Origin of the sequence: Paraburkholderia sp. J94 (assembly GCF_905220285.1) — a bacterium.
Classification (GTDB): Bacteria; Pseudomonadota; Gammaproteobacteria; order Burkholderiales; family Burkholderiaceae; genus Paraburkholderia; species Paraburkholderia tropica_A.
The window spans coordinates 268,324-291,618 of the sequence record NZ_CAJMZH010000004.1; the positions used below are offsets into that span (position 1 = coordinate 268,324).

The 23,295-nt window shown below is 66.2% G+C and carries 21 protein-coding genes; 13 read left to right on the plus strand and 8 right to left on the minus strand.

Features of this window, described 5'->3' with window-relative positions; translation table 11 throughout:
• Position 1 precedes the first annotated feature (1 nt).
• The 4 genes from urtB to U4Y88_RS09915 all read right to left on the minus strand — a co-directional run bounded on the left by urtB (position 2) and on the right by U4Y88_RS09915 (position 4,714).
• On the minus strand, positions 2–1,585 hold the full coding sequence (gene urtB, locus U4Y88_RS09900; RefSeq protein WP_321783891.1) for an urea ABC transporter permease subunit UrtB: 1,584 nt from the start codon (positions 1,583–1,585) through the stop codon (positions 2–4).
• 188 nt (positions 1,586–1,773) lie between these two features.
• Positions 1,774–3,081 carry an urea ABC transporter substrate-binding protein gene (gene urtA / locus U4Y88_RS09905; protein ID WP_224013987.1) on the minus strand — a complete coding sequence of 436 codons (1,308 nt, stop codon included), beginning with the start codon at positions 3,079–3,081 and terminating at the stop codon, positions 1,774–1,776.
• A gap of 575 nt (positions 3,082–3,656) precedes the next feature.
• Positions 3,657–3,980: a rhodanese-like domain-containing protein gene (locus U4Y88_RS09910; RefSeq protein WP_065057301.1), complete on the minus strand. Its 324-nt coding sequence runs from the start codon at positions 3,978–3,980 to the stop codon at positions 3,657–3,659.
• An 80-nt stretch (positions 3,981–4,060) separates the two neighbouring features.
• Positions 4,061–4,714 carry a protein-L-isoaspartate O-methyltransferase family protein gene (locus U4Y88_RS09915; protein WP_224013985.1) on the minus strand — a complete coding sequence of 218 codons (654 nt, stop codon included), beginning with the start codon at positions 4,712–4,714 and terminating at the stop codon, positions 4,061–4,063.
• 328 nt (positions 4,715–5,042) lie between these two features.
• Between U4Y88_RS09915 and U4Y88_RS09920 the strand changes: the two genes are divergently transcribed.
• The 7 genes from U4Y88_RS09920 to U4Y88_RS09950 all read left to right on the plus strand — a co-directional run bounded on the left by U4Y88_RS09920 (position 5,043) and on the right by U4Y88_RS09950 (position 12,733).
• Entirely contained in the window at positions 5,043–6,170 is a 1,128-nt protein-coding gene (locus U4Y88_RS09920) for a LacI family DNA-binding transcriptional regulator (protein WP_321783679.1), read from the plus strand.
• Positions 6,171–6,345: 175 nt separating this feature from the next.
• Positions 6,346–7,833 (plus strand): sugar ABC transporter ATP-binding protein, encoded by a 1,488-nt coding sequence (locus U4Y88_RS09925; protein ID WP_321783681.1) that lies wholly within the window; start codon positions 6,346–6,348, stop codon positions 7,831–7,833.
• Positions 7,814–8,842, plus strand: a complete 1,029-nt coding sequence (locus U4Y88_RS09930) for an ABC transporter permease (protein ID WP_224013980.1) — start codon at positions 7,814–7,816, stop codon at positions 8,840–8,842. Before U4Y88_RS09925 ends, U4Y88_RS09930 begins: the two co-directional genes overlap by 20 nt.
• A 106-nt stretch (positions 8,843–8,948) precedes the next feature.
• Positions 8,949–9,929, plus strand: a complete 981-nt coding sequence (locus U4Y88_RS09935; protein ID WP_321783683.1) for a substrate-binding domain-containing protein — start codon at positions 8,949–8,951, stop codon at positions 9,927–9,929.
• A gap of 106 nt (positions 9,930–10,035) precedes the next feature.
• Entirely contained in the window at positions 10,036–11,085 is a 1,050-nt protein-coding gene (locus U4Y88_RS09940; protein WP_321783685.1) for a sugar phosphate isomerase/epimerase, read from the plus strand.
• Between the two features lie 31 nt (positions 11,086–11,116).
• Positions 11,117–12,277, plus strand: a complete 1,161-nt coding sequence (locus tag U4Y88_RS09945) for a Gfo/Idh/MocA family oxidoreductase (RefSeq protein WP_321783687.1) — start codon at positions 11,117–11,119, stop codon at positions 12,275–12,277.
• A gap of 171 nt (positions 12,278–12,448) precedes the next feature.
• Entirely contained in the window at positions 12,449–12,733 is a 285-nt protein-coding gene (locus U4Y88_RS09950) for a type II toxin-antitoxin system RelB/DinJ family antitoxin (protein WP_321783893.1), read from the plus strand.
• A gap of 25 nt (positions 12,734–12,758) precedes the next feature.
• Here the strand turns inward: U4Y88_RS09950 and U4Y88_RS09955 are convergent, their stop codons facing one another.
• Positions 12,759–13,955 carry an ABC transporter substrate-binding protein gene (locus U4Y88_RS09955; RefSeq protein ID WP_321783689.1) on the minus strand — a complete coding sequence of 399 codons (1,197 nt, stop codon included), beginning with the start codon at positions 13,953–13,955 and terminating at the stop codon, positions 12,759–12,761.
• Positions 13,956–14,090: 135 nt separating this feature from the next.
• Positions 14,091–15,032 carry a CysB family HTH-type transcriptional regulator gene (locus U4Y88_RS09960; RefSeq protein ID WP_224013970.1) on the minus strand — a complete coding sequence of 314 codons (942 nt, stop codon included), beginning with the start codon at positions 15,030–15,032 and terminating at the stop codon, positions 14,091–14,093.
• Between the two features lie 224 nt (positions 15,033–15,256).
• Here U4Y88_RS09960 and U4Y88_RS09965 point away from each other — a divergent pair, with 224 nt between their 5' ends.
• The 6 genes from U4Y88_RS09965 (at position 15,257) to cobA (ending at position 21,592) form a co-directional block, all read left to right on the plus strand.
• A complete protein-coding gene (locus tag U4Y88_RS09965) occupies positions 15,257–16,936 on the plus strand; it encodes a nitrite/sulfite reductase (RefSeq protein ID WP_224013968.1) in 1,680 nt (559 codons plus the stop codon).
• A gap of 31 nt (positions 16,937–16,967) precedes the next feature.
• Positions 16,968–17,519 carry a DUF934 domain-containing protein gene (locus tag U4Y88_RS09970; RefSeq protein WP_321783691.1) on the plus strand — a complete coding sequence of 184 codons (552 nt, stop codon included), beginning with the start codon at positions 16,968–16,970 and terminating at the stop codon, positions 17,517–17,519.
• Positions 17,516–18,280, plus strand: coding sequence for a phosphoadenylyl-sulfate reductase (locus U4Y88_RS09975; RefSeq protein ID WP_321783693.1), 765 nt, complete (start codon positions 17,516–17,518; stop codon positions 18,278–18,280). Before U4Y88_RS09970 ends, U4Y88_RS09975 begins: the two co-directional genes overlap by 4 nt.
• A 114-nt stretch (positions 18,281–18,394) precedes the next feature.
• Positions 18,395–19,357 carry a sulfate adenylyltransferase subunit CysD gene (gene cysD, locus U4Y88_RS09980; protein WP_065057314.1) on the plus strand — a complete coding sequence of 321 codons (963 nt, stop codon included), beginning with the start codon at positions 18,395–18,397 and terminating at the stop codon, positions 19,355–19,357.
• Between the two features lie 25 nt (positions 19,358–19,382).
• Positions 19,383–20,699, plus strand: a complete 1,317-nt coding sequence (locus U4Y88_RS09985) for a sulfate adenylyltransferase subunit 1 (RefSeq protein ID WP_321783695.1) — start codon at positions 19,383–19,385, stop codon at positions 20,697–20,699.
• Between the two features lie 104 nt (positions 20,700–20,803).
• Positions 20,804–21,592, plus strand: coding sequence for a uroporphyrinogen-III C-methyltransferase (gene cobA, locus U4Y88_RS09990; RefSeq protein ID WP_321783697.1), 789 nt, complete (start codon positions 20,804–20,806; stop codon positions 21,590–21,592).
• Positions 21,593–21,710: 118 nt separating this feature from the next.
• Here the strand turns inward: cobA and U4Y88_RS09995 are convergent, their stop codons facing one another.
• Positions 21,711–22,115 carry a CbiX/SirB N-terminal domain-containing protein gene (locus U4Y88_RS09995; protein ID WP_321783699.1) on the minus strand — a complete coding sequence of 135 codons (405 nt, stop codon included), beginning with the start codon at positions 22,113–22,115 and terminating at the stop codon, positions 21,711–21,713.
• A gap of 29 nt (positions 22,116–22,144) precedes the next feature.
• Positions 22,145–23,293: an LPS export ABC transporter permease LptG gene (lptG, locus tag U4Y88_RS10000; RefSeq protein WP_224013941.1), complete on the minus strand. Its 1,149-nt coding sequence runs from the start codon at positions 23,291–23,293 to the stop codon at positions 22,145–22,147.
• Between the last annotated feature and the right edge of the window lie 2 nt (positions 23,294–23,295).

Genomic DNA, 23,295 nt, shown 5'->3' on the forward strand with positions numbered 1-23,295 from the left:
ATCAAGCCTCCGCGCTGCGGCCCTTGAGGGCGAACAGGCCCTGCGGACGCTTCTGGATAAAGAGGACGATCAGCACGAGCACGGCGATCTTCGCGAGCACCGCGCCCCAGAACGGCTCGATGGCCTTCGAGACGAGCCCGAGCCCGAAGCCGCCGATCACGGTGCCGGCGATCTGGCCCACGCCGCCGAGCACCACGGCCATGAACGAATCGATGATGTAGCTCTGGCCGAGGTCCGGGCCGACGTTGCCGATCTGCGAGAGCGCGCAGCCGCCGAGTCCGGCGATGCCCGCGCCGAACGCGAACGCCCACGCATCGACGCGCGCGGTGCGCACGCCCACGCAGGCGGCCATGCGGCGGTTCTGCGTGACGGCGCGCACGAACAGGCCGAGGCGCGTTTTCGTCAGCACGGTCCACGCGATGCCCACCACGATCAGCGCGAAAGCGAGAATCGCGAGGCGGTTGTACGGCAGGATCAGGTTCTGCATCACGGTCACGCCGCCGCTCATCCACGCGGGGTTTTCGACCTGCACGTTCTGCGCGCCGAAGATCATGCGCGTGGCTTGAATCAGGATCAGGCTGATGCCGAAGGTGGTCAGCAGCGTCTCCAGCGGACGTCCGTACAGATGGCGGATCACGAGGCGTTCGATCACGGCGCCCACGAGTGCTGCCGCGACGAACGAGGCCGGAATCGCCAGCAGCGGATACCAGTCGAACGCGCCCGGCGCGTAGCGCTGGAACAGCGTCTGCACGACATACGTGGCGTACGCGCCGATCATCAGAAACTCGCCGTGCGCCATGTTGATCACGCCGATCAGGCCGTACGTGATCGCGAGGCCGAGCGCCGCGAGCAGCAGCACGCTGCCGAGCGAGAGACCCGCGAACAGCGTGCCCGCGATTTCGCTGCGGCGCTGGATCGAGTCGAGCGCGTCGATGCCTTGCTGCGCGACGGCGCGCACTTCGGCATCGGGTTCGTTGAAGGCGCCGCTCGCGTTCTTCGCGACGAGCGGGCGCAGCAGTTCATACATGTCGAGGTCGTGGCGCGCGGCGACGAGCTTCGTCGCTTCGAGACGCGTGGCCGCGTTCGGATCGCGCAGCGCGGTCATCGCCCAGAGCGTGTCGAGGCGGCGCTTGAGCGCGGGATCGGTTTCCTTCGCGCGCGCGGCGTCGATCATCGGCTTCATCGACGGATCGGGATTCTTCAGCAACTCTGCGATGGCCGCGCGGCGCGTTTCCAGATCGGGCGAGGCGAGTTGCAGGCCCGAGACCGCGCCCGCGACTTTCGAGCGCAGCAGGTTGTTCAGCGTGATGGGCTGCGCGCTCGACGCGACGTCGGCGGCGACCGGTTTGCCGGTGGCGGCGTCGCGCGCGGTGTCGCCGTCGGTGACGAGCACTTCGCCGGCATCGGTGGCGCTGACGTTGTCGTCGGCGAGCGCCTTGAGCAGCGCGAGCGAGGCGGCGTCGTGGGTGGCGATCAGCTTGTCGACGGCGGCGGCCTTGGCGTCGAAGTCGTCGCCGCCGAGCGGGGCGACATCGGCGGCTTCGAGCGCATGCGCGGACGTGGCGAACGCGGCGCAGAACGTCATGCACAGCGTGACGTTGCCGAGCACGCGGGCGAACCTCGGGAATGAGAGAGCCATGATGAGGTCTTTATGATGCGGGCCGCCGCGCCGCGCGAACGACAGGAGAAGCGACGTCTGGCGCGGCGGCCCGTGGGCAGAACGCGCGCGGCGCTGGAGACGCGCCGCGCGTGGCAGGCATGACGACCGCGCGATCAGGCCGTGCGCGAGCGGCGCAGGAAGTTCGGTAGCACGTCCTGGCTGACGACGTCCGGCTTGCCTTCGTTGCCGGCGATGAACGGGCTCCACGGCTGCGCGCGGATCGCGGTCTTGGTGCGCCACACGACGTTGAACTGGCCGTCGCCGCGAATCTCGCCGATCATCACCGGCTTGTGCAGGTGATGGTTGCCGTCCATCGTCAGCGTGAAGCCCGAAGGCGCCGCCACGGTCTGGCCGATCATCGCCGTGCGCACCTTGTCGACGTCGGTGCTCTTGGCCTTTTCGACCGCCTGCTTCCACATATGGATGCCGACGAAGGTCGCTTCCATCGGATCGTTGGTGACGCGCTTGCTGCCGCCCGGCAGATTGTTCGCCTTCACCCACGCTTCGAACTGTTCCTTGAACTTCGTGTTCTGCCCGCCCTTCACCGACATGAAGTAATTCCACGCCGCGAGGTGGCCGACGAGCGGCTTCGTATCGATGCCGCGCAGTTCCTCTTCGCCCACCGAGAACGCGACCACGGGCACGTCGGTCGCCTTGATGCCCTGGTTGCCGAGTTCCTTGTAGAACGGCACGTTCGAGTCGCCGTTGATGGTGGAGACGACGGTGGTCTTGCCGCCCTGCGAGAAGGTCTTGATGTTCGCGACGATGGTCTGATAGTCGCTATGACCGAACGGCGTGTAGACCTCCTGAATATCGGCGTCCTGCACACCCTTCGAATGCAGGAAGGCGCGCAGGATCTTGTTGGTCGTGCGCGGATACACATAGTCGGTGCCGAGCAGGAAGAAGCGCTTCGCGCCGCCGCCTTCCGCGCTCATCAGATATTCCACGGCCGGAATCGCCTGCTGGTTCGGCGCGGCGCCCGTGTAGAACACGTTGCGCGACATTTCCTCGCCTTCGTACTGCACCGGGTAGTAGAGCAGGCCGTTCAGTTCCTCGAACACCGGCAGCACCGACTTGCGCGACACCGAGGTCCAGCAGCCGAACACGCACGCGACCTTGTCCTGGGTGAGCAGCTGGCGGGCCTTCTCCGCGAACAGCGGCCAGTTCGATGCGGGGTCGACCACCACGGGCTGGATCTGACGCCCCATCACGCCGCCGTTCTTGTTGATGTCGGCGATGGTCATCAACGCGGTGTCTTTGAGCGACGTCTCCGAGATCGCCATCGTGCCCGAGAGCGAATGCAGAATGCCGACCTTGATCGGCCCGCTGCCGGTGTCGGCAGCTTGTGCGAACGGCACGCGTCCCGCTACGGCGAGTGCGCCCGACATCGTCCCGAGTTTCAACAGACTGCGACGTTTCATGTAGATGCCCCTATGGGTGAAGTCGTGGGTCTCGGCGCGTCTGATTACGCGCCCCCGTTGGTGTGTCCAGCCTTGCGGGGTTGTTACTGCAAAGGCTATGCCAGCGCGTGCGTTTTGCGCGATGCACCCGCGTGGAACGCGCCCGGCGTGCGCGGGCAAGCGTCGCGCGGGCCTCGGCGGATGAGGGCGCACGCAAGCTTGCGAATGCGGCGCGCGATTTGCGGGCGAATCTGGTGCAAGGGGACGCGCTTTCGGGCGCGCTGCATCGTTGCAGTGCGCGCGTGCGCGGCGCGGGGTGACCGTCGCGGTGCATGCGTCGCGCGCAGTGCATGGCGAGGTGTTCGTGTGCATCTCGGGTGCATGCCCGATGCATTCAACAAGCAGGGAAGGCTGTCCGCGCGCTACATCGTTGTGCAGACAAGGAGATGGACAGAAGCGGGCCGGGGCGGCCTGGGTGTTACGCGTGATGGAGAGACACGCGCGGAAATTCAAAAGGGCGCGGGATGAGCCGCGCCCTTCTGGCGATGCGTGACAGCGACGTCAAGCGGACCGGCCTTGCGCCGATCCCGCCGCGATCAGTACGTCGGCACCTTCGGGTCGACCTGACGCGACCACGCGTCGATGCCGCCTTGCAGGTTGAACACCTGCGTATGGCCGCGCGATTCGAGGAACATCGCGACCTGCGCGCTGCGTGCGCCGTGATGGCAGATGCAGACGATCTGCGCGTCGTCGTCGAGTTCTTCGCTGCGCGCGGGGATCTGCGCCATCGGGATCGAGATGCTGCCGTCGATCTTCGCGGTCTCGATCTCCCACGGCTCGCGCACGTCGAGCAGGACGGGCGCCGGGCGCGCGGAGTCGGCGAGCCATTCGGCGAGGGCGGGGGCGGTCAGGATCTGCATGGGAGACTCAATCGGAAGATAAACGGAACCAGCGGAATACGAATACGGTAACGGGCCGCACGCGCGGCCCGGCGACCATTTTAGAACTTGAAGCGCGACGGCTGCACGGCGTTTTGCAGCGGCTCGACGTAAGTTTCGAACACGCCCGCGATGCGGTACTGCTTTTCGTCCATGCGCGTGATGATCTGCATTTCCATGACCGGCGCGCTGCCGACGAAGGCCGCCAGACGGCCGCCCACCTTGAGCTGCTCCAGCAGTTCCTGCGGCACGACCGGCAGGCCGCCCGAGACGCAGATCACGTCGTAGGGCGCGTTCGCGGCCCAGCCGCGCGCGGCGTCGCCGACCGCGACTTCGGCGTTCAGCACGCCGTTCTTCACGAAGTTGGCGCGCGCGAATTCGGCCAGTTCCGTGTCGATTTCCACCGTCAGCACCTGCTGCGCGCGATGCGCGAGCAGGGCGGCCATGTAGCCCGAACCGGCGCCGATTTCGAGCACGCTTTCGTGCTTCTTCACCGCGAGTTCCTGCAGCACGCGCGCTTCGACGCGCGGCGCGAGCATGTGCTGGCCATTGGGCAGCGGCAGTTCCAGGTCGGCGAACGCGATATCGACATAGGCCGCGGGGACGAAATGCTCACGCTTGACGATCGAGAGCAGATTCAGCACGTCCTGGTCGAGCACGTCCCAGGGGCGAATCTGCTGTTCGATCATGTTGAAACGCGCTTGTTCGATGTTCATGGTGACTCGGCGTTATGGTTCGGTTCGAAGTTCGGGTTCGATACGGATTTGGACAGGCTGCCTGGCGCTGATCGAGCGGACCGGGTCTCGCGGACCACCGCGAAAAACGGTGCCAGGCAATCGCGAGATTGTACCAAAGGCCTTTGCGGCGGCGTCTGCCCGTCGGCAGCGCCCGGCCGGCGCGGGATCAGTATTTGTCCTGGCTTCGTGCGCCTTGAAGTTTCGCCGTCCGCGTATCAAAAATGTAATCGATTACATTTTCCCGACGCAGGACGGCCACGCACGGCCCACGCACGGCCACGAACGGCTCCCTTCGACCGCCATCGCCATGACGATTCCCGCCCAGCCGCATGCCGCCCACGCCGATCCGGCGCGTCTCGCCGACGCGGGCGAGGGCGTCGATGGTGAGCGCGTCGACGGTGAGCGCGACGACGGCAGCGAAGGTCGCGGTGGCTCGATCGCGTCGGTGGCGCGGCGCGCGGGCGTTTCGGTGGCCACGGTGTCGCGCGTGCTCAACGGTCACGCCAACGTGCGGCCCGCCACGCGCGAGCGCGTGCTCGCCGAGATCGAGACGAGCGGCTACCGCGTCAACGAACTCGCGCGCAATCTGCGCACGGCGGAAAGCCGCCTGCTGCTGACGATGGTGCCGGACTTCGGCAACCCGTTTTACGCCGAGATCGTGCGCGGCATCGACAGCGTCGCGCGCCAGCACGGCTATTTCATGCTGCTCTGCGACACGGGCGCCGACGCGGGCCGCGAGCGCGGCTACTTCGACCTGCTGCGCCGCCATCGCGCGGACGGTGCGATCTGCCTCGATCCGGCGACGGTGCAGCAGGCCAACCGCGCCGCCGCGCACGAACCGGCGCTGCCGTGGGTCGCGTGCTGCGAGTTCGATCCGGCCGCGGGCGTGCCTTACGTGGGCATCGACAACTTCGCGGCGGCGCGCGACGCGGTGCGCCATCTGATCGCGCGCGGACGGCGACGCATCGCGCTGATCAATTCCGACGATCACTATCAGTATGCGCAGCAGCGCCGCGACGGTTACCTCGCCGCGCTCGCCGAGGCGGGCATCGAGCCGCGCGAGGCGTGGCGCGTGAACCTGAACTGTCTCGATTACGACGCGGGCGCGCAGGCCGCCGCCGCGCTCATGCAGCAACGCGGGTCGCGCGCGGCGAAGCCGGACGCGATCTTCGCGGTCTCGGACACGCTCGCGGTGGGCGTCGTGAACGGCTTGCGCGGCACCGGCTGGGCCGTGCCCGAGGACGTCGCCGTGGTCGGTTTCGACGATATCGCGCTGGCCGCGCAGATCGATCCGCCGCTGACGACCATCGCGCAGCCGATGCGCGCGCTCGGCGAGACGGCCGCGCGCCTGTTGTTGAAGCGGCTCGCCGATCCGCGCGCGAGCGTGCCGGGCGTGTTGCTGCCGCATCGGCTGGTGGTGAGGCAGAGCGCTTGAGCGTGCTTGAGCGTGCTTGAGCGAGCGATGTCGCGAGCGCGATTGAACCTGTTTGAACGCAGGGCAAAAGTGATTAGCTGAGGAGACCCGCGAGAGAAGGCGGGCGGCGTCGCACCGGTCGTACCCCGTGCGCGCCGCCCGCCGGACCCCGCCCGAACCGGAGGAGCGAGCGGCCATGAGCGTCGCCGTGCGATTCAACGATATCCGCAAGGACTTCGGCCCCGTGCGCGTGCTGCACGGCGTGAGCTTCGAACTCGCGCCGGGCCGCATTCATGGGCTGCTCGGCGAGAACGGCGCGGGCAAGTCCACGCTGATGAAGATCCTCGCGGGCTACGAGCGCCCGAGCGCGGGCGAGATGCTCGTCGACGGCCGCGCCTGCCAGTTCGACGGCTCGCGCGCCGCCGAAGCCGCGGGCATCGTGCTGATCCATCAGGAGTTCAATCTCGCCGAGCATCTGACGATCGCGCAGAACATCTTTCTGGGCCACGAAAAGAAGCGCGGCCTGTTCGTCGACGACACCGCGATGCGCCGCGAAGCGCGCGCGCTGCTCGCCCAGGTCGGGCTCGAACGCCATCCCGACACGCCCGTGCGCGAATTGATCGTCGCCGAAAAGCAGCTCGTGGAGATTGCCAAGGCGCTCGCGCGCCACGCGCGTCTGCTCATCATGGACGAACCGACGGCCACGCTCACGCCGAGCGAAACCGCGCGCCTCTTTACGCTGATGACGAAGCTGCGTGCGGACGGCGCGACGATCGTCTACATCTCGCACAAGCTCGACGAAGTGGAGCGCATCACCGACGACGTGATCGTGATGCGCGACGGCCGCTTCGTGGCCGCGAGCGCGACGGCGGGACTCGCGCGCCAGCAGATGGCGAACCTGATGGTGGGCCGCGACGTCTCCGACATGTTCCCCGACAAGCGCATCGCCACCGACGATGCGCCCGTCGCGCTGCGCGTGCGCGGCCTGACCGTGCCGGGCTGGGTCGAGGACCTGAGTTTCGAGGTGCGCGCGGGCGAGATCCTCGGTTTCGCGGGACTCGTGGGCGCGGGGCGCAGCGAGGCTTTCGAGGCGCTGGTCGGGCTGCGCCGCAAGCACGCTGGCGAAGTGGAGATCGGCGGACGCGCGGTCACGCTCAAGCATCCGCGCGACGCCATGCGCCACGGCCTCACCTATCTGAGCGAGGATCGCAAGGGCAAGGGTCTGCATCTGAATCTGAGCCTGCAGGACAACCTCACGCTGATGACGCTCGAACGCTACGGCCATCCGCTGCTCGATCTCAAGGCCGCGCGCGCCGCGCTGGAAAAAGCGGTGCGCGACTTCGGCATTCGCACCGGCGACCTGTCGAGCCGCGCGCGCATGCTCTCGGGCGGCAATCAGCAGAAGCTCGCGCTCGCCAAATTCCTGCAGCCCGATCCGCGCGTGATCGTGCTCGACGAACCCACGCGCGGCGTCGATATCGGCGCGAAACGCGACATCTATTTTCTGATCGAGCGGCTCGCGGCCTCGGGGCGCGCGGTGGTGGTGATCTCGTCGGAGCTGATCGAATTGATCGGGCTCGCGCATCGCGTCGCGGTGATGCGCGCGGGACGGCTCGTCGCCACGCTCGGACACGAACATCTGAACGAAGAGGAGCTGATCGCCCATGCAACCGGCACCCACTGAAGCGGCGAGCGCCCACGCGCGCACGCGGCGCTTCGTCGTGCGGCTCGCGCACCGGCTCGCGGGCGTCGGGCCGCTGATCGGCCTCGTCGCGCTGTGCGTGGTCGGCACCTTGCTGAACCGCGACTTCGCCACCGTCGACAACCTGCTCAACGTGCTCACGCGCACCTCGTTCATCGGCATCATCGCGGTGGGCATGACCTTCGTGATCATCTCGGGCGGCATCGATCTGTCGGTCGGCTCGATGGCGGCGCTGATCGCGGGCGTGATGATCTGGGTGATGAACACGCTCGCGGCGGGCGTGGGCGGTCATGCGTTCGCGCCGCTCGCGATCGTTGCGATCGGCATGGCGATCGCGCTCGTGCTGGGCGCGATGTTCGGCCTCGCGCACGGGCTGCTGATCACGCGCGGACGCATCGAGCCATTCATCGTCACGCTCGGCACGCTGGGCATTTTCCGCTCCGTGCTCACGTGGCTCGCGGACGGCGGCGCGCTCACGCTGCAAAACAATCTCGTCGATCTCTACGGGCCTGTGTATTACGCGAGTCTGTTCGGCGTGCCGGTGCCCGTGTGGGTGTTCGCGGCGATGGCGGCGGGCGGCGCGCTCGTGCTCAACCGCACGGCGTTCGGGCGGCACGTGCAGGCAATCGGCTCGAACGAGCAGGTCGCGCGTTATGCGGCGATTCGCGTCGATCGCGTGAAGTGCGCGACTTACGTGCTGCTCGGCCTGTGCGTGGGCGTGGCGACGGTGCTCTACGTGCCGCGTCTCGGCTCGGCCACGCCGACCACGGGCATCTTGTGGGAACTCGAAGCGATCGCGGCCGTGGTGGTGGGCGGCACGGCGCTCAAGGGCGGCGAAGGGCGCGTAGCGGGCACGGTGGTCGGCGCGATCCTGCTTTCGGTGATCGCGAACATTCTGAATCTCACCAGCATCATCAGCGTGTATCTGAATGCGGCGGTGCAGGGCGTGGCGATTATCGCCGTGGCGTTTTTGCAGCGTGGCAGGCGGTAGGCGGTCCAGTCGAAATTGTTTCGGATGGCGAATCAAAAACGTCGGTGCAAGACGCTTTCACAGGACGGGCGTGCGCGCCCGCACAACAATCATCGGAGACGGCATCATGAAGAATACGATTCGTGCGATGTGGACGGGCGCGCTGACGCTCGGCGTGGCGGCGATGTTCGCTTCGCCTTTCACGTCAACCCCGGCGCGCGCCGACGACAAGGTGACGCTCGGCGTCGCCATTCCCACCGCCGATCACGGCTTCACGGGCGGCATCGTCTGGTGGGCGAACGAGGCGAAGAAGGAGCTGGAGAAGGCGCATCCCGACCTGAAGATCATCGTCAAGACGGCGGCCAACGCGCCCGATCAGGCGAACCAGTTGCAGGACCTCGTGACCGTCAACAAGATCAACGCGCTGGTGATCTTCCCGTATGAATCGGCTTCGCTCACGCAGCCGGTCGCGCAGGTCAAGAAGAAGGGCGTCTACGTGACGGTGGTCGATCGCGGCCTGACCGACAAGAGCGCGCAGGACGCCTACGTGGCCGGCGACAACACGGCGTTCGGCAAGATTCCCGCCGAGTATCTGGCGAAGCAGTTGAACGGCAAGGGCGATATCGTCGCGCTGCGCGGCATTCCGACCACGCTCGACAACGAGCGCTGGAACGCGTTCACGGCGGTGCTGAAGAACTATCCGGGCATGAAGATTCTCGACGCGAAGTACGCGAACTGGAATCGCGACGACGCCTTCAAGACCATGCAGGACTTTCTCACGCGCTTCAAGCACATCGACGCCGTCTGGGCCGCCGACGACGACATGGCCGTGGGCGTGCTCAAGGCCATCGATCAGGCCAAACGCAGCGACATCAAGATCGTGTTCGGCGGCGCGGGCTCGAAGGACATGGTCAAGCGCGTGATGGACGGCGATCCGCTGATTCAGGCCGACGTGTCGTATTCGCCGAAGTTCATCTACGACGCGATCAAGCTCACGGCCGAGGCGCGGCTCGCGGGCAAGTCGCTGCCGCCGACCACGATCATTCCTTCGGTGCTGATCACGAAGGAGAACGCCAGGCAGTTTTATTTCCCGGATTCGCCGTTCTGAACGCGCGAGCTTCTTCGTGAGTTAACCGTCGCCGCGTTGTGTTGCATCGCGTGGTATCGCGTGGCGTTCGCGCGAGGCGCGGCGGCCCAGCCGAGGATTCGGACCGATGAAAACACTCAAGGGTCCGGCGATCTTCCTCGCCCAGTTTCTGGGCGAGGAAGCGCCGTTCGACAGCTTCGCGCATATGGCGCAGTGGGCCGCGCAGCTGGGCTACAAAGGCATTCAGGTGCCGACCGATGCGCGCCTGATCGATCTCGAACAGGCGGCCACGAGCACGGCGTATTGCGACGAGCTGCGTCAGACCGCCGACGATGCGGGCATCGCGATCACCGAGTTGTCGACGCATCTGCAAGGGCAGTTGGTGGCCGTGCATCCGGCCTACGACGCGCTGTTCGACGGCTTTGCCGCGCCGCACGTGCGCGGCAATCGCGAGGCGCGCACGGCGTGGGCCATCGATCAACTGAAGCTGGCGGCGCGCGCCTCGCGCAATCTCGGCTTGAGCGCGCACGTGACGTTTTCGGGCGCGCTCGCGTGGCCGTATGTGTATCCGTGGCCGCAGCGTCCGCCCGGTCTCGTCGAAGCCGCGTTCGAGGAACTCGCGCGCCGCTGGCGGCCGATTCTCGATGCGTTCGACGAAGCGGGCGTCGATGTCTGCTACGAACTGCATCCGGGCGAGGACCTGCACGACGGCGTGACCTTCGAGCGCTTTCTCGCCGCCGTGGACGATCATCCACGCGCGAACATCCTCTACGACCCGAGCCATTTCGTGCTTCAGCAGCTCGATTACCTTGCGTTCATCGACATCTATCACGCGCGCATCAAGGCTTTTCACGTGAAGGATGCGGAGTTCCGGCCCACGGGCAAGCAGGGTGTCTATGGCGGCTACAGCGGCTGGGTCGAGCGCGCGGGACGATTTCGTTCGCTCGGCGACGGGCAGATCGATTTCGGCGCGATCTTCTCGAAGCTCACGCAGTACGACTTCCCGGGCTGGGCGGTGCTCGAATGGGAATGCGCGCTCAAGCATCCGCACGACGGCGCGCGCGAGGGCGCAGAGTTCATCAAGCGGCATCTGATCCGCGTGGCCGAGCATGCCTTCGATGACTTCGCGGGCAGCGGCGTGGACGACGCGCAACTGAAAGGCGTGCTGGGTCTCTGACAGGTAACGGAGGACAACCGGGAGCAAGCTAATGACACGCAGATTGAGACTCGGCATGGTGGGCGGCGGCGAGGGCGCGTTTATCGGCGCGGTGCATCGGATCGCAGCGCGTCTCGACGACGACTTCGAACTGGTGGCGGGCGCGTTGTCGTCGGATGCGGCCCGCGCACAGGCGAGCGCCGAGGCGATCGGCCTCGCGCGCAGTTACGCCGACTGGCGCGAGATGGCGCGCGAGGAAGGTGCGCGAGGCGCGCGCGCGGACGGCATCGACGCGGTTGCGATCGTCACGCCGAATCATCTGCACGCGAGCGTTGCGCATGCGTTCATGGACGCGGGCATCCACGTGATCTGCGATAAGCCGCTGACGGTGTCGCTCGACGAAGCGCGCGCGCTCGCCCGGCACGCGCGCGACGCGAACGTGGTGTTCGCGCTCACGCACACGTATTCCGGTTATCCGCTCGTGCGTCACGCGCGCGAACTCGTGGCGGCGGGCGAACTGGGCGAGGTGCGCGTCGTGCAGGTGGAGTACGCGCAGGATTGGCTCGCGAATCCGATCGAGCAGGGCGGCGCCGATAGCCGCAATCGTCAGGCGAGCTGGCGCACCGATCCGGCGCTGGCGGGCCCGGCCGGTTGTCTCGGCGATATCGGCACGCATGCGTATCAGCTGGCGGCGTTCGTGAGCGGTATGGAGCCGGTGGCGGTCGCCGCGGAGGTGCATACCTTCGTGCCAGGACGGCGTATCGACGATCACGTGCAGGCGATGCTGCGTTACGCGAACGGCGCGCGCGGCATGCTGTGGGCGAGCCAGGTGGCGAGCGGCGCGGAGAACGCGCTGCGGCTGCGCGTCTACGGCACGAAGGCGGGGCTCGCCTTCGATCAGGAAGAACCGAACGTGCTGTGGCTCACGCCGCAGGGCGGCGAGTCGCAGCGGCTCACGCGCGGACGCGTGACGGGCGCGGCCGCATCGCACGCGACGCGCGTGCCGCCGGGGCATCCCGAAGGGTATCTGGAAGCGTTCGCGCAGCTCTACCGCGATGCGGCGGCGCAGATCCGCGCGCGCGACGCGGGTCAGCCGCCGCCGCCCGCAAGCCGTCTGCTCACGACCGTCGACGACGGCGTGGCCGGGCTGCGCTTTATCGAAGCGGTGCTGGCCAGCAGTGCCGCCGACGGGGCGTGGCGCGCGCTCGGTTGAGGTCGCGGATCGGCGAGCATTGTTAGCTCGTTAGCCATTCGGATGAATGGCGCGTATTTCGGGACAGGGCAAAACTTGCGGCGTGTCTAACACGCTTCAAGGATGCTCATGTCTAACGTCATACAGTTGAATTACAATGCGGCTTCGATCACCACGCGAGGGAGTCAGGCGATGGGCGCAAGCGCATTGGTACAGGTCCGCATCGATCCGGCGTTGAAAGAGCGCGCCACGGTGGTGCTGGAAAAGATGGGGCTCACGGTGTCGGATGCCGTGCGCATCCTGCTGACGCGCGTCGCGAACGAGGGCGCGCTGCCGGTCGATTTCGCCGTCGATCCGGCCACGCACGACGCGTGGTTCCGCGCGAAAGTGCGGGAAGCGCTCGAAGACCCGCGCCCCGCCGTGGAGGCCGAGTCGGTCGAGGCGCATTTCGCGAAGCGGCGCGCGCGCCGAAGCTAGCGCCGCTTCATGTCGCCTCACCAACTCACTGCGCCAGATACACGAACTTCCCGCCGCGTATCGTGCCCATCACGCTCGCGCGCTGGTCCAGACCCACGTGGTCCTTCTCGCTCGTGTTGACCACGCCGTTGGGCACGACCAGTTCGTGCGCGTGCTCCAGTTCGCTGCGCAGCGCCACACGGAACGCCTCGGTGCCGGGCTGCGCGGTCTTGAGCGCGCGCGTCACGGCGTCCGCGAGTCGCGGGTACACGCCGGCGGCGTCGCCCGCGAACTGCGTGACGGTGCCGGGGCCGTATTTGGCCTCGTAGGCATCCACGAAAGCGAGCGCCGCTTTCTGCGCGGGCTGGTCGGCGGGCAGCGTGCGCGCCACCACCACGGGCTGGGTCGGGAACAGCGTGCCTTCCACGTCCTTGCCACCCAGCTTGATGAATTCGGGCGTGGCAATGCCGTGCGTCTGATAGATCGCGCCCTTGTAGCCGCGCTCGACCAGCGTGCGCTGCGGCAGCACCGTCGGCGTGCCCGCGCCCGCGATCAGCACGGCGTCGGGTTTTGCGGCGATCAGCTTGAGAATCTGGCCGGTCACGCTCGCATCGGTGCGGTTGAAGCGCTCGGTCGCGACGATCTGGAGGTTGCGTTCCTTCGCGAATTTCGTGAACTCGTTGAGCCAGCTGTCGCCATAGCTGTCCGCGAAACCGATGAAGCCCACCGTCTTCACGCCGTGCGCGGCCATGTAGCGCGTCATCACGTCGGCCATCGCGGCGTCGGTCTGCGCCATCTTGAACGCCCAGGTGCGGGCGCCCTGCTGCGGTTCGATCACCGAGGCCGAGCCCACCAGCGTGATCATCGGCGTCTTGCTTTCGGCCACGGCGTCGAGCGCCGCGAGCGCGGCGGGCGTGATGTTCGGGCCAACGATCACGTCGACGTGATCCTCGTTGATGAGCTTGCGGATGTTGCGCACCGCGGCGCCTGGGTCCGAGCCGTCGTCGAGCACGATGTAATCGGCTTTCTGCCCCGCGATGGTCGGCGGCCACATCAGCATGGCGTTCTTGCTCGTGATGCCGATGGCGGCGGCGGGGCCGGTGCTCGACAGGTCGATGCCCACCTTGAGGTCGGCGTGCGCGGCCGGGGCGGCAGCGCCGAGCGCGAAGGTGGCGGCGAGAGCCAGTGGACGAAAGGCAGGGCGCAGGGAACTCAGACGACTCAGACGCAGATACGACTTCATGCAGCGGTCTCCAGGAAGGAAAAAAGCGAGAAGCGTTCTATCTAATTAGTGGTGGGTGTGAACCTGAGCGCGGCGCCGCCGCCGACGGGCCGCCGGCCCCACATCCGGCGTGCCTGTCGCCAACATTCCCTTCGCTTACAGCTCGTAGGTCTCGTGCTCGCCCTTGAGCGCCTGCTCGATCAGCTTGCGGTTCAGGCTCGGTGAAAGCAGTTCGACGAGCGTGTAGACATAACTGCGCAGATACGCGCCCTGCTTGAGCGCCACGCGCGTCACGTTGCTGCCGAACAGATGCCCCACCGGCACGGCGCGCAGATGACGATCGCGCTCGGCGTTGAAGGCGATATCGGCCATGATCCCCACGCCCAGGCCCAGTTCCACATAGGTCTTGATCACGTCCGCGTCGATGGCTTCGAGCACGATGTCGGGCGAGAGCCCGCGCAGGCGGAACGCCTCGTTGATCTTGGTCCGGCCCGCGAACGCGTTGTCGTAGGTAATCAGCGGAAATTGGGCCAGATCGTCGAGCGAGAGCGGCTTGCGTTCCAGCAGCGGATGATCGGGTAGCATCACGGCCACGTGATGCCAGGTGAAGCAGGGCAGCGAGACCAGTTCCTTATAGTTGGAGATGGCCTCGGTGGCGATCGCCAGGTCGGCCTGGTCGTGCAGCACCATCTCCGCGACCTGGGTCGGGCTACCTTGCAGAATCGAAAGGTGAACCTTCGGGAAGCGCCGTTTGAACTCGGCGATGGCGCCCGGCAGCGAGTAGCGCGCCTGCGTGTGCGTGGCCGCGATCACCAGGTTGCCTTGATCCTGGGCCGCATAGTCCTTACCTACGCGCTTGAGGCTCTCCACTTCCTGAAGAATGCGCTCAACGGAGGCGAGGATGATCCGGCCGGGTTCCGTGAGCGAGCGCACGCGCTTGCCGTGGCGCGTGAAGATTTCGACCCCTAATTCGTCCTCCAGCTCGATGATCGCCTTCGAGACGCCGGGCTGACTGGTATACAGGGCCTTCGCCGCTTCCGTGAGGTTGAAATTCTGGCGCACGGCCTCGCGCACGAAGCGGAACTGGTGGAGGTTCATATATAACCCCTTGGCATATCAACCTGATTTTTGAATCGTTTGAAATATAAGGCGAGTTTATTACCATTTCCCCAACTTTTCCAATATGGATATCTGTTTTGGTCATTAGCAAATGACCGGCGAGTTGAAGGCGCCGGTCGGGCTGGAACAGAAATAGCGAAGTCGAAGTCGGAGAGCGCGGCGTAACCGGAACGCCGCGATTGATACAACCCTGGGGTCCCCGAATGTACCAATACGATCAGTACGACCAGACCATCGTCGACGAGCGCGTCGCGCAATACAGCGACCAGGTTCGCCGCCGCCTGTCGGGCGAATTGAGCGAAGAAGAATTCCGCCCGCTGCGTCTGCAAAACGGCCTGTACTACCAGCGCCACGCCTACATGCATCGCATCGCGATTCCGTACGGCAATCTGCGCAGCGACCAGATGCGCATGCTCGGCACCATCGCGCGCGAGCACGACCGCGGTTACGGCCACTTCTCGACGCGCTCGAACATCCAGTACAACTGGATCAAGCTCGAAGAAACGCCCGAAATCCTGCGCAAGCTCGCGTCGGTCCAGATGCACGGCATCCAGACCTCGGGCAACTGCATCCGCAACATCACCGCCGACCAGTTCGCGGGCGTCGCGCCCGACGAAGTCATCGATCCGCGTCCGTGGGCCGAGATCATGCGTCAGTGGTCGACGTTCCACCCCGAATTCGCCTGGCTGCCGCGCAAGTTCAAGATCGCCGTCTCGGGTTCGAAGGAAGATCGCGCCGCCGTGCAGATCCACGATCTGGGCGTCTACCTCGACCGCAACGAGCAGGGCGAAGTCGTCGCGAGCATTCTCGCGGGCGGCGGTCTCGGCCGTACCCCGATCATCGGCGCGATCATCAAGCGCGACCTGCCGTGGCAGCATCTGCTGACCTACTGCGAAGCCGTGCTGCGCGTGTACAACCGCTACGGCCGCCGCGACAACCTCTACAAGGCGCGTATCAAGATTCTCGTGAAGGCGCTGTCGCCCGAGAAGTTCGCGCAGCAAGTGGAAGAAGAGTGGCAGCACCTGAAGGACGGCCCGTCGACGATCACGCAGGCTGAAGTGGACCGCGTGTCGCAATACTTCGCGCCGCCGGCCTACGAAAAGCTGACCGACACCGACACCTCGTACGAAAAGCATCTGCTCGAAAACCGCGCGTTCGCACGCTGGGTCGAGCGCAACGTGCGTCCGCATCGCGTGCCGGGCTACGCTTCGGTCACGCTCTCGCTCAAGCCGCAGGGCATCGCCCCCGGCGACGCGACCGACGTGCAGATGGAAGCCGTGGCCGACTGGGCCGACGAGTACTCGTTCAGCCAGGTGCGCGTGTCGCACGAGCAGAACCTGATTCTCGCGGATGTGAAGAAGCAGGACCTGTTCGCGCTGTGGGAAAAGGCGAAGGCAGTCGGTTTCGCGACGGCCAACGTCGGCTTGCTGACCGACATCATCGCGTGCCCGGGCGGCGACTTCTGCTCGCTCGCGAACGCCAAGTCGCTGCCGATCGCCGAAGCGATCCAGCAGCGTTTCAGCGACCTCGATTTCGTCTACGACCTGGGCGACCTGACGTTCAACATCTCGGGCTGCATTAATGCGTGCGGTCATCACCACGTCGGCAATATCGGCGTGCTGGGCGTGGATAAGGACGGTTCGGAGTGGTACCAGGTCACGCTCGGCGGTGAGCAGGGCACCGGCGCCAACGGCGCGCGCCTTGGCCGCGTGATCGGCCCGTCGTTCTCGGCCGAAGAGATGCCCGACGTGGTGCAGAAGGTGATCGACACGTTTGTCGAAAACCGCATCGACGGCGAGCGTTTCATCGACACGTACGACCGCATCGGCATGGGCCCGTTCAAGGAGCGCGTGTACGCATCGCGCCAGCCGGCCCACGCCTGATCCGCCCGCAACGAGATACGAGAGTTAAGCAATGGCATTGATCATCAAGAATCGCGAGATCGTTGAAGACAGCTGGCAGGTCGTGCGCGCCGCGGAAGACGGCGTGCTGCCCGACGTGGCTGCGCTGCCCGCAGGCAAGGTGCTGGTTCCGTTCGCGTACTGGCAGGCCAACCGCGACGCGCTGGCCGCGCGCGGCAAGGACGAACTGGGCGTGTGGCTCGCGCCGGACAGCGAACCGGCTGACGTGGTCGCCGACTTCGACAAGATCGCGCTGATCGCAATCGACTTCCCGGTGTTCCGCGACGGCCGCGGCTATTCGATCGCGCGTCTGCTGCGCGAGCGTTATGGCTACAAGGGCGAGATCCGCGCGATCGGCGACGTGCTGCGCGACCAGCTGCGCTTCTATGAGCGCTGCGGCTTCGACGCCTACGCGCTGCGCGCCGACAAGGACATCCACGACGCGCTGAAGGCGTTCACGGAATTCACGGTGCAGTACCAGGGCGCGTTCGACGAACCGTCGCCGCTGTTCCGCCGCCGTGCGGCACAAGCGGCACAAGCGGCACAAACGGGTTCGGCAGCATGAGCACCGCCTCTACCGCAGCCAGCGAAGTCACGGCTGACCTGCAGGCGAAGATCGAGCGGCTCGATGCGCTGCTCGACTCGATCGCCGCGCGTCACGCCGACGTCAAGCTAGCCAGCAGCCTCGCCGCCGAAGACATGCTGCTCACCCACGCGATCCTGTCGCGCGGCGTGAAGATCGGCATCTTCTCGCTGAACACGGGCCGCCTGCACGCCGAAACGCTCGGCATGCTCGACACGGTGCGCGAGCGCTACGGCTACGCGATCGAACAGTTCCTTCCGCAGCAGGACGCGGTGGACGAATACGTCGCGCAGCACGGCCTGAACGCGTTCTACGAGAGCGTCAATCTGCGCAAGCGCTGCTGCGAGATCCGCAAGGTCGAGCCGCTCAACCGCGCGCTGTCGGGCGTGTCGGCGTGGGTCACGGGCCAGCGCCGCGAGCAGTCGGTCACGCGCGCGGAGCTGCACGAGGAAGAACGCGACGAAGCGCGCAACATCGACAAGTTCAATCCGCTCGCGGACTGGACCGAAGCCGATGTGTGGAACTATCTGCGCGCCTTCGACGTGCCGGTGAACCCGCTGCATGCGCGCGGCTATCCGAGCATCGGCTGCGAACCCTGCACGCGTGCGATCCGTCCCGGCGAAGACAGCCGCGCGGGCCGCTGGTGGTGGGAGTCGCGCGACACGAAGGAATGCGGACTGCACATCACGTCGGTGTCCGCGATTCCGGTGGTGGCGGTGTCGCCGATCGGCCAGGCGAGCTAAGATTGAAGTTTTCGCGCCGCTTTCGATGTTTTAACGAACGTCGAACGGCAGCGAAGTCGAATACAGAGTAACGCGCCCGACGCAAAGGGCGCGATCAGACGAAGGATTCCGAACATGAGCACGACGCTCGATTCCGCAGTGAACGCCCCGCTTCAGGTGACGGCGAACCGCATGGACCATCTCGACTGGCTCGAAGCCGAGTCGATCCACATCCTGCGCGAACTGGTCGCCGAATGCAGCAAGCCGGCGCTGCTGTTCTCGGGCGGCAAGGACTCGGTCGTCGTGCTGGCGCTCGCCCTCAAGGCGTTCGGTCTCGGCGCGAACCGCAAGACCTCGCTGCCGTTCCCGCTCGTTCACATCGACACGGGCCACAACTACGAGGAAGTGATCGACTTCCGCGATCGCCGCGCGGCTGAAATCGGCGCGGAACTCGTGGTCGGTCACGTCGAAGATTCGATCAAGAAGGGCACGGTGCGCCTGCGCCGCGAAACCGATTCGCGCAACGCCGCGCAAGCGGTCACGCTGCTCGAAACCATCGAGCAATACGGCTACACCGCGATGATCGGCGGCGCGCGCCGCGACGAAGAGAAGGCCCGCGCGAAGGAGCGCATCTTCTCGTTCCGCGACGAATTCGGCCAGTGGGACCCGAAGGCGCAGCGCCCGGAACTCTGGAGCCTGTACAACGCGCGTCTGCACAACGGCGAACACCTGCGCGTGTTCCCGATCTCGAACTGGACCGAACTCGACGTGTGGCAATACATCGAGCGCGAAAAGCTCGAACTGCCGTCGATCTACTACGCGCACCAGCGCGAGATCGTGCGCCGCAACGGCCTGCTCGTGCCGGTCACGCCGCTCACGCCGATGAAGGAAGGCGAAGTCAGCGAAATGGCGCAGGTGCGTTTCCGCACCGTGGGCGACATCAGCTGCACCTGCCCGGTGGCGAGCGATGCCGACAACGTCGAGAAGATCATCGCCGAAACGGCCGTGACCGAAATCACGGAACGCGGTGCCACGCGCATGGACGACCAGGCGTCGGAAGCCGCGATGGAACAGCGCAAGAAGCAAGGTTATTTCTAAAGAGCACGCAGAGGAAGAATTGAACATGGTTACGACGCATCAACCTGAAGACCTCGGCGTGCTGCGCTTCATCACGGCCGGCAGCGTGGACGACGGCAAGAGCACGCTGATCGGCCGCCTGCTGTACGACAGCAAGGCAGTCCTTTCGGATCAACTTTCGGCGCTTTCGCGCGCGAAGAACAAGCGCACGGTCGGCGACGAAATCGACCTGTCGCTGCTCACGGACGGCCTCGAAGCCGAGCGCGAGCAAGGCATCACGATCGACGTGGCGTATCGCTACTTCGCCACGGCCAAGCGCAAGTTCATCATCGCCGACACGCCGGGCCACGAGCAGTACACGCGCAACATGGTCACGGGCGCCTCGACGGCGCACGCCGCGATCATCCTGATCGACCCCACGCGCGTGACGGTCGAGAACGGCGTGACGCAACTGCTGCCGCAAACGAAGCGCCATAGCGCGATCGTCAAGCTGCTCGGTCTGCAGCACGTGATCGTCGCGATCAACAAGATGGATCTGGTCGATTACAGCGAAGCGACCTTCAACCTGATCCGCGAAGCCTACGTCGAACTCGCGCGCCAGCTCGGTCTGGAAAACGTGCGCTTCGTGCCGGTGTCGGCGCTCAAGGGCGACAACATCGTCGGCCTGAGCGAGCGTATGCCGTGGTACGCGGGTGAGCCGCTGCTCGATCTGCTGGAGCAACTGCCGGTCGCCCAGGCGACGGGCGACGCGCTGCGCTTCCCGGTGCAGTGGGTTGCGCGCCAGGACGGTTCGAGCGCCGACGACTTCCGCGGCTACATGGGCCGTGTCGAAGCGGGCGAAGTGAAGGTCGGTGACGCCATCACGGTGCTGCCGGCGGGCCGCGCAGCAACGGTCGCGGAAATCATCGCGCCGGTGCCGGGCGGCACGGCGCAGGTCGATCGCGCGTTCGCGGGCCAGACCGTCACGATCCGTCTCGCGGAAGACGTCGACGTCTCGCGCGGCGACACCTTCGTGCCGGCCGGCGACGACACGCAACCGGCCAAAAAGCTCGAAGCGGACCTCTGCTGGTTCGACGAGGAGCCGCTCTCGCCGCAGCGCAAGTACCTGCTCAAGCAGACCACGAGCACGGTGTTCGCGAAGATCGGTGCGATCAAGGAAGTGCTCGACGTGCATACGCTCTCGCACGCCGTCGACCGCCACAACCTGGCGATGAACGACATCGGCCGCGTCTCGCTCACGCTGCAAAAGCCGCTCGTCGCGGACCTGTATGATGTGCATCCGGGCACCGGCGCGTTCGTCCTCATCGACGAAGCCACGCACCACACGGTGGCCGCGGGCATGATCCGCGCGGTCGCCGCCTGACGCCGCTGCGCGTCGCGCCCGCGCCGGTTCACGATACGTGGCGGCGCGCGGCGCAGCGCGTGGCTTGCGCGTCCAGCGCGTGCGGTTTTGGAGTCTTCTAGCAAATGGGCAAGGTCTATCTGATCGGCGCCGGACCGGGCGCCGCGGATCTCATCACGGTGCGCGGCGCGCGTCTGCTCGGGCAGGCGCAGGTCGTCCTGCACGACGCGCTCGTCGAGCCGGCGATGCTCGAGTACGCGCCGCGCGACGCGAAGTTCATCGCGGTCGGCAAGCGCTGCGGGCAACGCTCGACGGCGCAGCACTTCATCAACAAGCAACTCGTCGATGCCGCGCTGGAGCACGACGTGGTCGTGCGCCTGAAGGGCGGCGACCCGATGCTGTTCGGCCGCGCCGACGAAGAAATGCGCGCGCTCGAAGCGGCGGGCATCGAGTATGAAATCGTGCCGGGCATCACGGCGGCGCTTGCGAGCGCGGCGACGCTGCAACGCTCGCTGACGCTGCGTGGCGTGTCGCGCAGCGTGGCGCTCGCCACGTATTCGCGCGCGGCGGGCAGCGAGGAAATCCGCGAGCACGTGAACGCCGATTCGCTGGTGTTCTACATGGGCCGCGACAGCGCGCCCGAGATCGCGCGCCAGCTGATCGAAGCGGGCCGCGCGGGCGAGACGCCGGTGGCGATCGTCGAGGCGTGCAGCACCGCGCGCGAGCGCTCGCTCACGCTGACGCTGGCGGGCCTGCAGGCGGGCGAGGCGCAGGATTGGCTCGACGCGGCGCAGCCGAGCCTGCTGATGATCGGCGAGGCGTTTCGCGCGCGCGCCGCGCAGCAGGAAGGCGAGGCCGCTGGTTCGCACGACACGATGCAGGACGAACAGGATCCGCGCCGCGCAGCCGCGTAAAGCATAAAAAACGGGGGTTGTGCGTAGGGCTAGCACGAAAGCAGAAGGGAACAGGGCCGCTCAAAGCGGCCCTTTTCTTTTGCGCTGTTAGACGCAGACGCGCCGTAGCGCGACGGACTCAGTCGTCGCCGGGCGACGCGTGCGTGAGGCAATAGCCGACGATCGCGTCGAGCACGCCATCGTCCTCGCCAACGGCGGTGGCGCAGCGGATCTGCACGCCCGGATGCGCGACCTGGCATTGCGCGACGAGCGCGGGCAGATCGCGGCGGATATGGCCGCCCTGGCCGAAGAACACCGGCACCACGGTGATGACCGTGCAGCCTTGTGCGGCCTGCGCGGCGATGGCGTCGGGCAGGCTGGGTTCCATGAGTTCGAGGAAGGCGAGGGCGACGGGGCCGCTCTCGTGATCGGCGCCGTCAGCGCCGCGCGCCGCCGCGAGCTTCGCGGCGAGGCGCGTGAACGGCTCTTTCCAGCGCGCGTCGCGCGCGCCGTGGCCGAAGAGAATCATGCCGTGCGTGCCCATCGTCGATTCTCCCTGATCTACGTGCACCGCTAGTGCCGGTCGACCCACTTCAGCCCGATCAGGCCGAGCGCGAGATAGATCAGCGCGGGCGTGGCCGCCGTGAGCGGCGCGGGCCAACTGCTCAGGTTGCCGATGTGCGAGAACAGCGTGTTGACGAGCTGGAAGCTCATGCCGAGCATGATGCCGCCGAACACCTTCATGCCGACCACGCCCGCGCGCGTATGCAGATACGCGAACGGCAGCGAGAGCACCAGCATCACGAACACCGCGAACGGGTAGAGCAGCTTGCGCCACAGCGCGATTTCATAGCGCTGCGTGTCCTGATGGTTTTCCTGCAAATGCTGGATGTAGCGGAACAGGTTGAACATCGACATGCGGTCCGGCGACACCAGCAGCACCGAGAGAATCTGCGGTGTCAGTTCCGAGCGCAGCGAGTATTCGGGCAGCGCCGTCTGACTCGCGCGATAGACGGGCGCGAGCGCGTCGGTCGGCGTGTTCGGCGGCGGCGGCACGCTCGTCAGTTCGGTGTCGGTCACGTCCTTGAGCAGCCAGTGGCCCGGCGGCTGATAGGTGCCGGTCTTCGCGATGCGCACGTTCGAGAGCTTGAACTGCTTGTCGAATTCGTAGATGCGCACGTCGGTGATGGTCGCGTCCGGCTGCAGCTTGCCGACGTTCACGAAACGCGTGACCTGCTCGCCGTCGACGCGCGCCGTGAGCGTGTCCTTCACCCACACGCCCGACTGGAAGTTGCTCGACACGGCCGAGCCCAGCGCTTCGAGACGCACGCGCTCCGAAAGCTGGTCGGTGTACGGACCCACGACTTCGCCGATCAGATAGGTGAGCAGCACGAGCGGCACGCCAATCTTGAGCAGCGAGCGCAGCGCCTGGCCGGTCGCGAGACCCGAGACGCGGAAAATCGTGAATTCCGAGCTGGCCGCCATCTGCGCGAACACGTAGATCGCGCTGATCAGCGCCGCGACGGGAATGATTTCATAGAGCCGCGACGGCGCCTGCAAGCCCACGCGCAGCACCGCGTAGGCGAACTTGTAATTGCCGTGGCCGACCGAGTTCAGTTCGTTGATCAGGTCGAAGAAGAAGAACAGACCCGAGAAGGCGAACAGGATGAACACGAACGTCAGGTACACCTGACGCGCGAAGTATTTCTCGTAAATGCGCATCG